The sequence below is a fragment of the Cytophagaceae bacterium ABcell3 genome (assembly GCA_030913385.1).
In the GTDB taxonomy this organism is placed as follows: Bacteria; Bacteroidota; Bacteroidia; order Cytophagales; family Cytophagaceae; genus ABcell3.
On record CP133159.1, the window covers coordinates 4,345,486 to 4,359,539 of the forward strand.

The window sequence follows — 14,054 nt, forward strand, 5'->3', positions numbered from 1 at the left end:
CCAGGCATGTTCTAAACCCAACCGGTTAGCGTGTTTGGTTACAGCAGACTTATAAGAACGCACAACAGCTGGAATGGTATTCGCTTTCGGGGATATAGCTGCCATTTGTTCGTTTTTATTTGTGACCGGGTTACTTGAGGCCGTGGTATAGGTAGAGACGTTGCACGAAGCGGTTCTAGGCCTGCCCCTGCCTTACCTGTATTTTTTTCAAACATGCTGTACCGCATCTGGTAATATAATAATAGGTTGATGCACAAAAGAGAAATGTGGGGAGCTGAAGTTGTAGGAGATAGTATCTTTTTGAAACTACATATTGCCAGTGAGGGTGATAATGCTGGTGATGAAACGAAAGGAGAATACGAAGATGGGCAGCATGACGGTGAAGATGCAATATTGTATTAATCATTAACCGAATAAAGCCACTTCTAACCGGAGTGGCTTTTCATTTGCTCAAAAACAAGATCCGAAAATTTCCTTTGCAAACTTAGGCCAAAGTAGTATCTTTATAAAAGAATAATCCTTCACCATTATGGCTTTCGAAAACGTAACTATTGGCTCAATAATTATTTTACTTATAGGAGTATTAGCGCTTTCTCTTTTTCTTCGCTGGATGTATAAACAGAAATAAAAACAAGCAGCAAACATCATATTCCCCCTCTCCCCTACACGCTATAAGTTTCATTTTGCTTTAATGAACATGCGCCTATTATTTTTGTTTTCCTTATAAGGGACTAAAAGTCTAATAAACAGTCCCCCGTTTAATGGTGCAATGCTAAACTTGAAAGGCTATGTGGGGCAAGAACAACAAAAAGGACAAAGACGAGGAGAAGCAAAAAAAGAACTCATCAGGAACAATACAAACTTCTGATAACAAACCAACCGAGCCAGATGTTATACTTGACATCCCGGAGGTAAAAGTTGACGAAATAAAAGTCAAAGTACGCAATCTGGATGCTCATGTATCAGTCAATGCCAAAATTGCTGATTTCGTAAAAGTTAATGTCGGTGCTAATGTACACATTGGCAAAGTAGACATCGAAATCGAAGGGGTAAGGGCTGAAGCATACCTGAAGGCAAGATTGGAAAGGGTCAAAACAATTCTTAACAGAACGATTCAGACACTAGACCATAACCCTGAAATCCTGAAGTCACTACTTAAACCAGTGGCAGAGGGTGCAGGAAAAGCCACTGGTGAAGTTGGCAAAGGAGCAGGAAGCGCAGTTGGAAGCATCGGCCAAGGTGCTAAAGACACTCTTCAAGGTGTGGGACAAGGAGCTAAGGGCATAGTGACTAAAGCCGGAGACGCCATTAGCAACATTAAATTAGGTGTCGGCATAAAGAAGATGCTTAAAAATGTAAACGTCTTCTAAAACACTAAGCCGTCACTATATTAAAAGCAGAAGTATGTCTGCAAACATAACAACATAAATACTAGAGGGATGAAGCTGAAAGAACTGTTTACGAGGGACAAGAGCAAAAAGAGAGACAAGGACGAAAACAGAGCCAAAAGAGAGCGGAAGGAAAATAACAACAAGCAGCAGAACCTGGAGCTGAAAAAGAAAAACCAGGATAAAACAGAGGTAGACGTAACACCAGAAGACAAACCTCAGAAGGAGAAAAGCAGAGAGGAAAGAATAAAGCTACAAAAGCATACGTTAGGCTTTCCTTCTGAAATAGATGGCACAGAGGTAGATGTAATACTTGAGGTGCCTGAGGTAAAAGTAGATAAAATTCGTATCAATGTAGAAGACATTGATGCAAGAGTAGACCTTCATGTAGAAGCCCTGAACCTGGTACATATAGACGCCGGGGTTCATGCCCATCTCGATCAGGTAGAGGTAATCATAACGGGTGTAAGGGCCGAAGCATACCTGCAAGTACGTTTGGAAAGGGTCAAAAGCGTACTGGTTCGAGTAATGGAAATGCTCGACAACAATGCTGATATGCTTACTGAAGTGCTAAAGCCAATTGGCGAAGGTGCCGGAAAGGCTACCGGGCAAATCGGTGAAGGCGCCGGAAGTGCCACGGGAAGCATTGGTGAGGGCGCCAAAGGCACACTCAGCGGAGTAGGACAAGGAACTAAACAGGCCGCCAGTTAAGCGGCCTGTCCCCTTTGTATTTTTAACCTTATAAAAAACAAATATTTATGTCAGAAGACCAGAAAAACAACAGCCACGAAGAACAAAAAGACTTTGATATCTCGTCTGAGAAAAAAGTGCCTGAACCTGATGTAATCCTTGATGTTCCCAAGCTTAAAGTGGGCGAAATCAAGTTAGATGTAGAAAACCTTGACGCTGAAATTTCTGTCAAAGCCCAACTTGCTAACTTTGTCAATATTGAAGTAGGAACCAAAGTACATATAGAAAAGGTAAAGCTGGAGATAAAAGAGGTTGAAGCAGAAGCCCACCTCAACGTTCGACTGAAACGGGTTGAAAACATACTGTTAAGAACCCTTAAGTACCTGGACGAAAACCCAGATGCGCTTAAAAACCTTATCCCTCTGGATAAAATAAACGCTTCCAATGGACAAAAGTCAAATACAGTAGGGGGAAAAATCCAATCTGCTGGGGAATCTTTAGGCGAAAACAAAGCAGGAGAACTGGTTCAGAAAGCGGGAGAGAAAATTTCAAAATCTTGACACATTTAGCAAGGCTTAATTATGGCAGAAGACGAAAAGAGAGACGAAAAGGGCCGTAGGTATATAGCAGAGATTTCTGCTGCCTCTGAAACAAAAAAGCACAACGTCATCAAAGACGAGAAAAAAGGTGAAGTGAAAAATGAAACCACCCATAGGAATATCATACTCAGAAAAGCGGCAGGAGCCAAAAGGTGGGTCAAGAAAATAATAAACACCAAAACAGGAGAAACAAAAACCAGCAAAGAGAAATAAATAGCATGGAGAAAGGCAAAAAACTCAAATCAGACAAACCGCTAGAGGAACCTGATGTAGAATTTTCCGCCGGCGCCAAAATGAAATGGATGCATGTAGAAAAAGCAGGAAAAGTGGAAGTAGAAAACTACAGCAATATAAAACATGAAGAGTTTCACCAGAGCATTAGGATAAATATGCCCGATGAGATAAAAGATGGTGAAACTTATGAAAGTGCAGAGATCCAAACCCGAAGGGAAAATGCCCTTGATGAAGAGGATGCTATGCCAGACGAGCCAGAATCTTGATAAAGCCACACTCCTCGCAGTGCGGCTTCTGATTTTACAGGGTATTCCACCTTTGCTACAGCTTACTCCCCGGCCTGAAGTGCCTCAAGGGTTTCAATCTGGCTTTGCTTTATGTTTGCAGACTCTTCTGCAACTGCGGCCACCTCCTCTACCCTTCCGTGTTCCATTTGCAAATTGGCAAGTTGAATCCCTTTTTCATTATGTAAAATCATCAGTGCAGGGAAATCTTCCTCAACATCATCCTTCGTATCTACTGCTGCCTTTTCTTCTTCAAATTCCTGAAGAAAATTTTCCAGTTCGGGCAAATGCGCCCCATTTCTAGGCATAGGATGAACTGCATGAATGTAGTTCGAAAAATAGTCCAACTCCCGCTCCTGAACAGCCTGTATATCTCTGGACACTTCCACCTGAATGGTATCCTGCGCCCGTCTTATTTGATAGTCTGTCATGGCAATACCTACTTGATGGTGAATGACCATCAAAGAGGCATAATCATAATCAGGGTCTCCTGTAAGCTCCATGGCCCTCATCTGTTCCAATGATTGAAACATTAACTCAGAAAGTGAAGCTGTGACATGCCCAGGCACTTCATCACCCAAGCGCCCCCCATCTGTAGGCATATGCCTTTCCCGACAGGCCGACAGCAGTATTATTGAAAATAAAAAAATCACCATGCAGAAGGAAGTTCTATTCATACGAATTACTTTTTAAGCAAATAAGAAACCCACTTATTGAATAGATTGTTATCAAGATCCAATTGACCTTTGCTCAGATATTGCCCATATGGAAGTAAAAGATTTAAAAGTTATATATTAGTGCCTGCTGAAGAAGTCACAAGTGTGCGTAGCCACAAAGCATGCCTGTGGCTACACTACGCATGGCCTTACATGAAGACCAAAAAACTTTGTACCTATACCTCATAATAAAATATAAACAGATCAATATTTCGGGCGTTTTTCAGCGCACCCTATATGAGACATCTATTTAAAAATGCAATAATGGTAAAAAGTACTTTTTTCGCTCTTGCAGTGTTGCTGACTTTTCCTTTCTTTCACTCTTGCAACAAAAGAATTAGCCCGTCAGCACCCTCGGTATCTGACACCTTGTCCCACATACCTATCAACCACCAATCGTTTATAAACATACCTGTAAATATTGATTTAGCTTTTTTAGAAGACACATTAAATCATTTAATTCCCAAGAATATTTCTTCTGGAAATGATTGGCTAACTGAAAAAGTGCAGGTAACTGGAAAAATCAACAAAGACTTTCAATATAAATACCATGCAGAAAGAAGCCCAATAACTTTATCAACGCACAATGCCCAAGTCGTAGCACAAACTTCTGTGAAGTATGCAGCAGAAGGCAGAACCCGGGTTATCGCATTGGTATCAACTTCGTGTGGCATAAAAGAACCCAAGCGAACACTTGACAATATTGGTTTTTCAGCCAATTTTTCCATTGCACCGGACTGGCATTTAAAAAACCACATCCAACCATTGGACATAGTTCCGGTAAACCGTTGCAAATTAACGGCCATCAACATTGACGTGACCAATAAAGTCAAAAAATCTCTACAAAATGCTCTGTCGGACCTGACGCCTGAAATAAATGACCAAATCCAGCAAAATGTAAATCTACCTCAAACCATGGACCTTGTCTGGCAAGAGTTAAACAAACACCACTTTTTGCAAGAGAATCTTTGGATAAACCTCAACCCCCAAAACATATACTTATCCGACATTACTGGACAGGGGAAAAAATACAGATCAAAACAGCACTCACAGCCGCACCTGAAGTTTTATACAAAGACACACCTTCGCCTAAACCGTTGACAAAGGTACCCGAACCCCAGAGAATGTCTACCTTTCCTGAAGGATTTGACCTGCTCATTACAGGCGGACTTTCCTTTGAAGAGGCTTCGCTATTAGCCGCTGCCAATACAGACTCTGTCTTTCAAATAGGAAAGAGAAAACTATATGTCAATGATATTAAGGTCAGCGGTTCAGGCAATGCATTGTTTGTAAAACTGCAAGTGAGTGGAGCCCTAGATGGCACATTATGGTTTACAGGCATACCTTACTATGACGAAGAATCTAAGCAAATTAAAATCAAAGACTTTGATTATAGCCTTGAGACCAAAAACATATTAAAGAAAACAGCCGATTGGTTAAAACATAGCCACTTTAAGGACCTTATTAACGAAAGGTTGGTTTTTGAGCTGGACGAAGAGCTAAAAAAGTCCTGTACGGCACTAACTTCTGTCATTAATAAAGATCTATCAGAAGTTGTATCCATGACAGGCAAGGTAAACAGCATTGAGCCTTTAGGAGTTGTAGCAGACCCAGATACACAATACCTGAAAATTTACCTTAGAACACGTGGCGAAATCGCACTAAATATTAAATAGGGCCTGCTGAGAAAATCATAAGTGTGTGCCACCTAATGAGGTTCCGACCTTGACTAACCTTGAGCTGTAGTGCTTGATCCTATCAGAATTCAAGCACCACAGGTTGGTTTTTATAAAAGTAATGTTTATCCAACAACGAAGCATTGATAAATTTGATGCCATTTTGCTCCACCATTCCATAGCCTTCATGTATATGGCCAGAAATAAACACTTTAGGTTTTACCTCTTCTATCTTGTTTAAAAGCTGCTTACAACCAACTTTTTCGTCAAACACAGTGCTATCCAGTACACCATATGCAGGACCATGAACGACCAAAATATCTGTATCGTCGGGAATCAAGTCCCAATGTTTTTGTATATCTTCCCCCTTTTGACGCTGGAAAGCCCAGTCGTAGAACCAAGGTTGAATGGGCGACCCCCAAATTTTCAAGCCATTAATTTCTGTGCCACTGTCGTCGAGGTAAATAACATTATCAGGAATTAAAGGCTTTATTTCCTCTGGCAGCTTTTTTTCAAAAAAGAAATCATGATTTCCGGCAATGAATATTTTATATTGATAGTCCTGTTTAGAAAACCATTTCAGAAAGTCTTTAATCTCCCTTTCCGTACCTTTTTGAGACACATCACCGGAATGTATCAAAACATCCCCTTTAGGAAGTTCAACCAAGTCATGCATTCCATGTGTGTCAGATATAAAAACAAACTTCATATTCTTTCCCCCTTCACTTTTCCCCCTAAACAAATAAACTTTATTTATTCTCCATCATCTGAAAATGAACTTGCAATAGTTTACTGCTCTTGGCCAATTCACCGGCCCGTACACTGAAAATGTGATTAACAATTAGATCACACTGCGTAAGAAAGTCTGCGGTAATCATATTTGAGAAGCTTTCTTCAGACATATGCCTACTTCTCAATTCTTTTTTCACATTTCTTCTATATGGTCTTTTTCCTGTAAGTTCTTCGTTGCAGTCTTTCATCACCTTGCTCAAGTCTCCAGTGCCGATAAAACCTTCAGTATGCTTATCAAAGCAATCGCACCACGACTCCAAAAAGAAATCAGGGTTTTTCAACTCCAGCTCATTTTCTTCACTGCTGAGGTATATCGCCTGATAAGCTTCACAATTTTTTGAAAAGTTGCTATACACATTGGCATAAAACTCTTCAAAAGATATATTCTGTTTTTCAATTTCTTCCGCTACTGTTTTTACGAACTCTGGCTCTTTGAAGTAAATTTCATGGTCAATATCAGGTAAAATTTCCTCAAAAGACTCTTTAGTTACAGTATCTGCCAAGGATACTTCTTTGCAGTATCTATTAGCAAGACTATCAGCCAGGTTCTGACCATAACTAAACAATACTGGAGCGCACAAAAACAGTACAAAAAGAATAGCTTTATTAAATCTCATCAAAAAAGGTTTAAAGTAAACAAAAGCAATACCTAACTATAACGTCAAATTCTATATTTCGTCTATATATAAATAATCTTATATAATATAAAAAGTTTACCAAACTAAAGACATTGTGCGTACAAAACCTAAGCACAAGTCAAAAACACATATTATACTTCGTTACATCCACGCATTATAAGTAATAAAAAATACTTATACAACGAAAGCTAATATATAAGTAATAACACTGATATCATACAAAATAATATTTCTTTAACTTTACAGTTAACAAAAATTTATACTACAGACTTAATAAAGCATAAAGCAAAACAAAATTTTATTCTTCAACAATGGCGAAACTTGTGAGAAAATTAAGGCTTCAGTACAAAGTAGCGTACAAGGTGTACCTGCTAGACTACTTGCTTTCATGGCTTGGAGGGTTTATGGGAATAGCTATTTTAGGATTGCTTAATTCTTTAATATTCTCTTCAAGAGAAGTTATCATGCTAATTGGTTCATTTGGTGCCTCTGCAATTCTACTTTATGGAGAATTCAAGAGCCCATTGTCTCAACCACGCAATTTGGTGGGGGGACATATCGTATCAGCTTTGGTTGGTGTTACTATTGCTTTACTGCCAGTGTCGGAACTATGGATTTCTGCAGCATTGGCAGTTTCATTGGCCCTATTAATAATGAAGTTAACATCAACTACCCACCCACCGGGAGGCGCAACTGCATTAATAGCAGTAATTGGGGGTGAAAAAATTACCAGTATGGGCTACTGGTATGTGCTTTTCCCGGTTGGGACGGGAGCTGTCATCTTGTTGATTGTGGCCGTTTTGCTCTACAACATTTCAGGACTGAGAAAATACCCTGATAAATGGTTTTAAGATAGACAGATTGAAACTTTCTCTGGTTATACCCTTCTGACGGAAAAATAAATTTCCGGTACCAAGGGAGCGTCTGCCTTGGATAGTCGGCAGACGCTTTTGTTTTAACCTGAAATATGCATTTGAACTTTCTATTGCGTGGCAAAATAACTTCAACATCTTTCCTATCTAGAAAAAATCCTAAGGTAACTAAATATCCTCATCTTCACCGTTGATGTACGCATCTAAGGCGTGCAATTCTGCTTCTTGGGTAGCAATTATATTTCTTGCAAGCTCAACAAGCTCAGCAGAGCGTCCATAAGTTTCATAGATCCTGGCCAGCCTTACTCCCTGATCGTGATGAAGGGCAATGGCTTGAGCAAACTCGCTGTCGATATCATCTCCAGTTATTTCCACTTCACCCACTTCATCTTCGGCCACTTCCAAATACCGGCTCACTGCATCACGAAAAGTCCTTCTATCATCCTCAGGAGTAAACTCATCAGTAAACTCTTCAAACCTTAGTAAGTCCCTCTCACTATTCCGAACCACTCGTTCGGCGAGTTCAATAAGCAACACATCATCCCCCCTAGCTATTTGTTCATCTGCAATTTGTATACCCGCCTCTTTATGTCGTTGCATCAGACTTGCAAAATCATAATCCGGATCTCCGGTCAGTTCCACATCTCTCATATCAGCCAATGCCTCCTCAACTACATTGAGCAAATTAGCGTCAGTCACCTCAGGCGCAGGCCCTCTCCTTTCGCTGGTTGCCGGGCGTTCACCACATGAACCTAGTAGAAACAATGCTCCTACAAACATCATCAAAACCTTCACTTTCATATCCGTCTATTGTTTTTTACCTTAATCTAAAACCTTGTGCAAAAGGAAATGTTAAATGTAAAGAGTTTAAAACTATCTTTACCCCTTGGCTTGATACATGTACTGCTGTAGATTCTAGTTGACTATTTAAACATAAAAAAATTCATAACTTTGTATGGAAGCATTTGCTACTTTGAATGGAAAGTATAATAAACTTTAATTTTTTTTCATTGATATTCCTAACCGGGCTTGAGGTAACTTTTCCTTTAAAGAACCCAATATTAATATTTTCATTAATACTCTTTATCATTCTTTTTGCACCTATCCTGCTAAATAAGATAAAGATACCGCACTTGATAGGCTTGATCATTGCGGGAGCAATAATAGGCCCTAACGGCTTAAACCTCATGCTACGCGACAGTAGCATTATTCTTTTTGGCACGGTAGGTCTTTTATACATTATGTTTTTAGCAGGCTTAGAAATAGACCTTGCAGACTTTAAGAAAAATAGCGACAAAAGTATCATTTTTGGTCTCTACACCTTTTTAATACCAATGATCCTAGGAACTGCCGTAGGGGTTTATATTTTAGATTTCCCCCTGACCAGCTCCGTACTCCTTGCCAGTATGTTTGCCTCGCACACTTTAATTTCTTATCCCATCATTAGTAAAATGGGTGTATCCAAAAACAAGGCAGTAAACATTACTGTCGGGGGCACGATGATCACAGACACCTTGGCTTTGTTGGTACTAGCAGTCATTGTCAGCATGACTACAGGAGAGCTATCGCACGAATTTTGGTTAAGGTTGAGTATGTCAGTGCTGATTTTTGGTATCTTGGTACTGCTGGGATTTCCTGTTTTAGGAAGGTGGTTCTTCAAAAGATTTGATGACAATATTAGCCAATACATATTTGTCCTAGGCATGGTCTTTTTGGCAGCTTTCTTGGCTGAAGCAGCAGGCATGGAAGGCATTATTGGAGCTTTTCTTGCAGGGCTAGCACTTAACCGCCTTATCCCCCATACCTCTGCCTTAATGAACAGAATTGAGTTTGTCGGCAACGCCTTATTTATACCATTTTTCCTGATAGGCGTGGGCATGCTTATAGACATTAGAGCATTTGTGCGTGACTTGGACACCATCATTGTTGCCATAGCCATGACAACCACTGCCACTGTTGCAAAATTTTTGGCTGCTTGGCTAACACAAAAATCTTTCAAATTCACCAAAGACCAACGTCGTCTTATATTTGGACTAAGCAATGCACAGGCCGCAGCTACATTGGCAGCCATTTTGGTGGCATATAATATCATCATAGGCGAGACTCCTGATGGTGACCCCATACGGCTTTTGAATGAAAGTGTACTGAATGGCACCATACTCATGATTCTAATTACTTGCACGATTGCATCATTCGTAGCGCAAAAAGGAGCTCAAAACATAGCATTGCAAGAAGCTTCTGGCAAAGAGGAAGAAGAAGTGGATGAGTCCGAGAGAATTTTAATACCCATTAACTATCCTGAAAGTGTCAACGAATTGATCAACCTCAGTATAACGGTAAAATCTAAACATAACAAAGAAGGCTTATACGCCCTAAACATCATTAACAACAACAGCACAGACGGCGCTGCTGAAAGAAATGCCAGAAAGCTCCTAGACAAAGCCGCCGTCAAAGCATCGGCAACTGACAACTTCCTTCATCAATTACTACGTTACGACATTAACATTGCCAATGGCATAAACAGCGTAGTCCGGGAACATAAGATCAGTGACATGATCATAGGGCTGCACAAACAAAAAGGCATTACCGATTCATTCTTAGGGCAGCTTACAGAAGGCATCCTCTCCAGGTGCAACATCACCACTATGATTTACAAATCGGTTCAACCACTATCCACGATCAAGAAACATGTGATCATAGTGCCAGAAAAAGCTGAAAATGAAATAGGTTTTCCTTTTTGGTTGATCAGGGTATGGAATATTGGAAGAAACACTGGCGCAAAATTGGTCTTTTACGCTTCGTCAACAACTATTACATACCTAAAAGATATTCATGCCAAACATCCAGTAGAAGCCGAGTTCAAGGAATTTTCAGACTGGAACGACTTTCTTATCATTTCTCGCGAAGTAAAACCTAATGACAACTTGCTCATTATACTTAGCAGAAAAGGTCTTGCTTCTTGGCACAACAAAATGGCTAAAATACCTTCTTACCTAAACAAATATTTTCAAGAAAACAATTTTATATTGGTGTACCCTATGCAACTGGGTGTAAACAATAACATAGACTACAAAAACCCTTCTGTATTACAACCGCTAAGAGAAAACCTTGGTAAGCTTGATGATTTAGGAAAAACGTTGGCTGGATTATTTAGAAAAAAATAACGACCTTCATTTTGGCTAATTTCATTATGCGCATTAGATTAAAAAAAATGCTTTAATCGCTGAAAGCTTTTCCGCCAAACAATAACCTTAAATACAGGTTTGAATAATAGCTTTTTGTATTAACAGAAAATGAACAAAAAACTTTTAAAACTATATAAGCTTCAATCCTACGCACGATTTCTACTTGACAATCATTTAGACGAGGTAGTAAAAGAAGATTTAAAAAGGGCTAAAGAGGTAGCGCTTCCCCTATTGAACCTTTTTAGTCATTTATCAGAAGAAGAAAGGTTTCAATTTCTAAAAGAACGCGCAGCAGATATACTTACAGAGCTAGCCGAAGACAAAGCTGTAGAGGGGGCGTTAAAAATAATAGAAAAGCTTAAGACCGACCAGCTTGAAAACATTCCTAAAGAAGGAGTAGTAGTAGATGACACTGTTTTAACCTACAATGTTAAGAAGCATACATTTTTTCATTTCCTCCCCAGATATACTTCAGACCCCGAAGAAATTATTGTGCTGGTAAAAGAAATTGAAGACTATTACACATATAAAGAGTATCTGGCTTTTCAAGCTTATACAGAAATAAATACCGCCATACTAGCACAAAGTGAGGAAAATTTCAGAAGTCTGGCAGAAGCTTCTTTTGAAGGAATTGTCATACACAGTAATTTTAAAATACTAGAAGCTAACCATGTAGCAGCAGAAATGTATGGTTACAGCAAAGACGAGCTTATAGGCAGCCATATAAAAGTGTTTACCACGGAGGAAGAATATCCGAAAATTTTGGAGAAAGTAAAAACACTTTCTGAAACGTCTTATGAAACCCTGGGGAAGCGAAAAGACGGCACAGTATTCCCTGTTGAAATTATTGGTAGGCAAATGCAGTATAAAGGAGAAAGCGTAAGAGTTATTGGGATAAGAGATATCACAGAACGCAAAAAGAAAGATTTACAGCTACAGGAAACCAACCAGGCACTCCATCAAAGAAACCTGCAATTGGATGAGATACACCAAGAGCTTCAAAAAACAAATGCAGAACTAGATTTACGTGTCAAGGAGCGAACTAGAGCCTTAGAAGAAAGTCAAAACAGGTTTAAATTATTAGCTGACTCGGTTCCTCAAATTGTATGGATCAGAGACAGTGAAGGAAACTTAGAATATGTAAATGAGAAGTGGAGAAAATATACAGGGCTAACGCTTGGTAATTCTAATACGAGGTTAGGAGACTCACCCATTCATCCAGAAGATTTGCAAAAAGCTATTTCAGAATGGGTAAAAGCAAGGGAAGAAGGTACAATGTATGAGGCTGTGTATAGGTTTAGAAGGGACTCGGATCAAATGTACCGTTGGCATATTGCAAGAGCTTTGCCTATGAAAAACGAACATGGCAAAGCTATAAAATGGTTTGGCACACTAACGGATATTCATGACCAAAAGTCAACAGAAGAATCATTGAAGCTCCAAGCGCATGTGCTTAACAATATGGCTGAAGGTGTAAGCCTTGTAGATCTTGACGGCTATATACTTTATACCAACAAGGCTGAAGACGAGATGTTTGGATATGAAGAAGGAGAACTTATTGGAAAACATGTTACCATACAGAACAATTTACCGCAAGAAGAAAATTCAAGCAAAGTAAACAGCATCATAGAATATTTAAAAAATAACGATGTTTGGAAAGGGGAATGGGAAAACCTTAAAAAAGATGGCACACCTTTTACCACTTATTGCAATATTTCTACACTTCAGCTTGGCGAGAGAAAATTATTTGTTTGTGTACAACAGGATATAACTTCAGAAAAGAAAAACCGTGAGGCTCTAGCCTATCAAAGCAAGCTAAACAAAACCATCACGGACAATGCAACCTCTTGCCTTTTTTTAATGGACAGTAAAGGTTTCTGCCGATTTATGAATCCGGCAGGTGAGAAAATGTTTGGGTTCTCTTTTGAAGAAATAAGTGCTAAGCCACTGCACTATATGATTCACCACCACCGTCCTGATGGCTCCCCTTATCCGATGGAAGAGTGCCCTATAGACCGAGCACTTCCAGATAACTCTAGAATCAGGGCCCATGAAGATGTCTTCTTTAGAAAAGATGGCACAAGTTTTCCGGTATCCTGTGCTGCAAGCCCTATTTTTGAAAATGACAAACCTGTAGCCACAATCATCGAGGTAAGGGATATAACTGAAGAAAAGCAATTTAAAGAAACCATTTTAACTAAAAACGAAGAGCTTACAAAAATAAACAATGACCTAGATAACTTTATTTATACTGCTTCGCATGACCTAAGGGCACCTATCTCCAATATTGAAGGGCTAATATCCACTCTAAAAGAACTTTTACAAGAGAAAGAGCACTTTGATGAAGAATACAAGGAAATTATAACCTTTATATTTTCATCTATCAATAAGTTCCGGGGCACTATACAAGACCTGACCGATATCAGTAAAGCCCAAAAAAGCTTTGGAGAAAACGAAGTAATCAATAATGTACAAGAAGAGGTAAAGAATATAGAAGAAACAATTCAGCAAGAAATAAAACAAAAAGGTGCCTTAATCACCTTAGACGTAGACGCTGCTCCTAATATAACCTTTACGAAAAAAAACTTTAGGAGCATACTTTACAACCTAATAAATAACGCAATTAAGTACAGCCACCCGAACAGACCGCCTGTGGTCAACATATCCACCTGTACATCAAACGGGTTTATTTTACTAAAAATTCAAGACAATGGCTTGGGCATTAAACAAGAACACATCAGCCGAATATTTGAGATGTTCCGAAGGTTGCATGACCACGTAGACGGCAGTGGTGTAGGACTATACATCGTAAGGCGAATGATAGACAATGCGGGCGGAAAAATAGAAGTAGAAAGCAAAGTTGGCGAGGGCACCACCTTTAAACTGTATTTTAAGCAAAAGCAGCTCCCCCATTCAATACAATAATTTTCAACCTGAGATATGCAATAAACTTTCGATTAAGCAGCAAAACAACTTTAAA

13 protein-coding genes and 1 pseudogene are annotated in these 14,054 nt (G+C 39.3%); 10 read left to right on the forward strand and 4 right to left on the reverse strand.

Annotation, left to right across the window (positions count from 1 at the left end; all coding sequences use genetic code 11):
* The first annotated feature begins 249 nt into the window (after nucleotides 1–249).
* The 6 genes from RCC89_17645 (at nucleotide 250) to RCC89_17670 (ending at nucleotide 3,177) form a co-directional block, all read left to right on the forward strand.
* Nucleotides 250–402, forward strand: coding sequence for a hypothetical protein (locus RCC89_17645; protein ID WMJ74973.1), 153 nt, complete (start codon nucleotides 250–252; stop codon nucleotides 400–402).
* A 386-nt stretch (nucleotides 403–788) separates the two neighbouring features.
* A complete protein-coding gene (locus RCC89_17650) occupies nucleotides 789–1,370 on the forward strand; it encodes a hypothetical protein (GenBank protein ID WMJ74974.1) in 582 nt (193 codons plus the stop codon).
* Nucleotides 1,371–1,439: 69 nt separating this feature from the next.
* Entirely contained in the window at nucleotides 1,440–2,099 is a 660-nt protein-coding gene (locus tag RCC89_17655) for a hypothetical protein (GenBank protein WMJ74975.1), read from the forward strand.
* Between the two features lie 47 nt (nucleotides 2,100–2,146).
* Nucleotides 2,147–2,638, forward strand: a complete 492-nt coding sequence (locus tag RCC89_17660) for a hypothetical protein (GenBank protein WMJ74976.1) — start codon at nucleotides 2,147–2,149, stop codon at nucleotides 2,636–2,638.
* A gap of 21 nt (nucleotides 2,639–2,659) precedes the next feature.
* Nucleotides 2,660–2,890, forward strand: a complete 231-nt coding sequence (locus RCC89_17665) for a hypothetical protein (GenBank protein ID WMJ74977.1) — start codon at nucleotides 2,660–2,662, stop codon at nucleotides 2,888–2,890.
* Between the two features lie 5 nt (nucleotides 2,891–2,895).
* Nucleotides 2,896–3,177, forward strand: a complete 282-nt coding sequence (locus RCC89_17670; protein ID WMJ74978.1) for a hypothetical protein — start codon at nucleotides 2,896–2,898, stop codon at nucleotides 3,175–3,177.
* A gap of 62 nt (nucleotides 3,178–3,239) precedes the next feature.
* On the opposite strand, the gene RCC89_17675 is transcribed toward RCC89_17670, so the two are convergent.
* The gene (locus RCC89_17675; GenBank protein ID WMJ74979.1) at nucleotides 3,240–3,872 is read right to left on the reverse strand and encodes a DUF305 domain-containing protein; all 633 of its coding nucleotides are present in this window, start codon (nucleotides 3,870–3,872) and stop codon (nucleotides 3,240–3,242) included.
* A gap of 303 nt (nucleotides 3,873–4,175) precedes the next feature.
* On the opposite strand from RCC89_17675, the pseudogene RCC89_17680 reads away from it, so the two are divergent.
* A pseudogene (locus RCC89_17680) lies at nucleotides 4,176–5,587 on the forward strand (DUF4403 family protein).
* A gap of 82 nt (nucleotides 5,588–5,669) precedes the next feature.
* Here the strand turns inward: RCC89_17680 and RCC89_17685 are convergent.
* Nucleotides 5,670–6,296, reverse strand: a complete 627-nt coding sequence (locus tag RCC89_17685; protein ID WMJ74980.1) for a metallophosphatase domain-containing protein — start codon at nucleotides 6,294–6,296, stop codon at nucleotides 5,670–5,672.
* Between the two features lie 40 nt (nucleotides 6,297–6,336).
* Nucleotides 6,337–6,996: a hypothetical protein gene (locus RCC89_17690; GenBank protein WMJ74981.1), complete on the reverse strand. Its 660-nt coding sequence runs from the start codon at nucleotides 6,994–6,996 to the stop codon at nucleotides 6,337–6,339.
* A 332-nt stretch (nucleotides 6,997–7,328) separates the two neighbouring features.
* Between RCC89_17690 and RCC89_17695 the strand changes: the two genes are divergently transcribed.
* Nucleotides 7,329–7,868, forward strand: coding sequence for an HPP family protein (locus tag RCC89_17695; GenBank protein ID WMJ74982.1), 540 nt, complete (start codon nucleotides 7,329–7,331; stop codon nucleotides 7,866–7,868).
* A gap of 189 nt (nucleotides 7,869–8,057) precedes the next feature.
* Here RCC89_17695 and RCC89_17700 read toward each other — a convergent pair whose 3' ends face one another.
* A complete protein-coding gene (locus RCC89_17700) occupies nucleotides 8,058–8,690 on the reverse strand; it encodes a DUF305 domain-containing protein (protein ID WMJ74983.1) in 633 nt (210 codons plus the stop codon).
* A 176-nt stretch (nucleotides 8,691–8,866) separates the two neighbouring features.
* On the opposite strand from RCC89_17700, the gene RCC89_17705 reads away from it, so the two are divergent.
* Nucleotides 8,867–11,053, forward strand: coding sequence for a cation:proton antiporter (locus RCC89_17705; GenBank protein WMJ74984.1), 2,187 nt, complete (start codon nucleotides 8,867–8,869; stop codon nucleotides 11,051–11,053).
* 129 nt (nucleotides 11,054–11,182) lie between these two features.
* A complete protein-coding gene (locus RCC89_17710; protein WMJ74985.1) occupies nucleotides 11,183–13,999 on the forward strand; it encodes a PAS domain S-box protein in 2,817 nt (938 codons plus the stop codon).
* Nucleotides 14,000–14,054 lie beyond the last annotated feature (55 nt).

Coding starts and splice junctions, on each gene's coding strand:
- RCC89_17645 (WMJ74973.1), top strand. CDS start 250: ATGCACAAAAGAGAAATGTGGGGAGCTGAAGTTGTAGGAGATAGTATC.
- RCC89_17650 (WMJ74974.1), top strand. CDS start 789: ATGTGGGGCAAGAACAACAAAAAGGACAAAGACGAGGAGAAGCAAAAA.
- RCC89_17655 (WMJ74975.1), top strand. CDS start 1,440: ATGAAGCTGAAAGAACTGTTTACGAGGGACAAGAGCAAAAAGAGAGAC.
- RCC89_17660 (WMJ74976.1), top strand. CDS start 2,147: ATGTCAGAAGACCAGAAAAACAACAGCCACGAAGAACAAAAAGACTTT.
- RCC89_17665 (WMJ74977.1), top strand. CDS start 2,660: ATGGCAGAAGACGAAAAGAGAGACGAAAAGGGCCGTAGGTATATAGCA.
- RCC89_17670 (WMJ74978.1), top strand. CDS start 2,896: ATGGAGAAAGGCAAAAAACTCAAATCAGACAAACCGCTAGAGGAACCT.
- RCC89_17675 (WMJ74979.1), bottom strand. CDS start 3,872: ATGAATAGAACTTCCTTCTGCATGGTGATTTTTTTATTTTCAATAATA.
- RCC89_17685 (WMJ74980.1), bottom strand. CDS start 6,296: ATGAAGTTTGTTTTTATATCTGACACACATGGAATGCATGACTTGGTT.
- RCC89_17690 (WMJ74981.1), bottom strand. CDS start 6,996: ATGAGATTTAATAAAGCTATTCTTTTTGTACTGTTTTTGTGCGCTCCA.
- RCC89_17695 (WMJ74982.1), top strand. CDS start 7,329: ATGGCGAAACTTGTGAGAAAATTAAGGCTTCAGTACAAAGTAGCGTAC.
- RCC89_17700 (WMJ74983.1), bottom strand. CDS start 8,690: ATGAAAGTGAAGGTTTTGATGATGTTTGTAGGAGCATTGTTTCTACTA.
- RCC89_17705 (WMJ74984.1), top strand. CDS start 8,867: ATGGAAAGTATAATAAACTTTAATTTTTTTTCATTGATATTCCTAACC.
- RCC89_17710 (WMJ74985.1), top strand. CDS start 11,183: ATGAACAAAAAACTTTTAAAACTATATAAGCTTCAATCCTACGCACGA.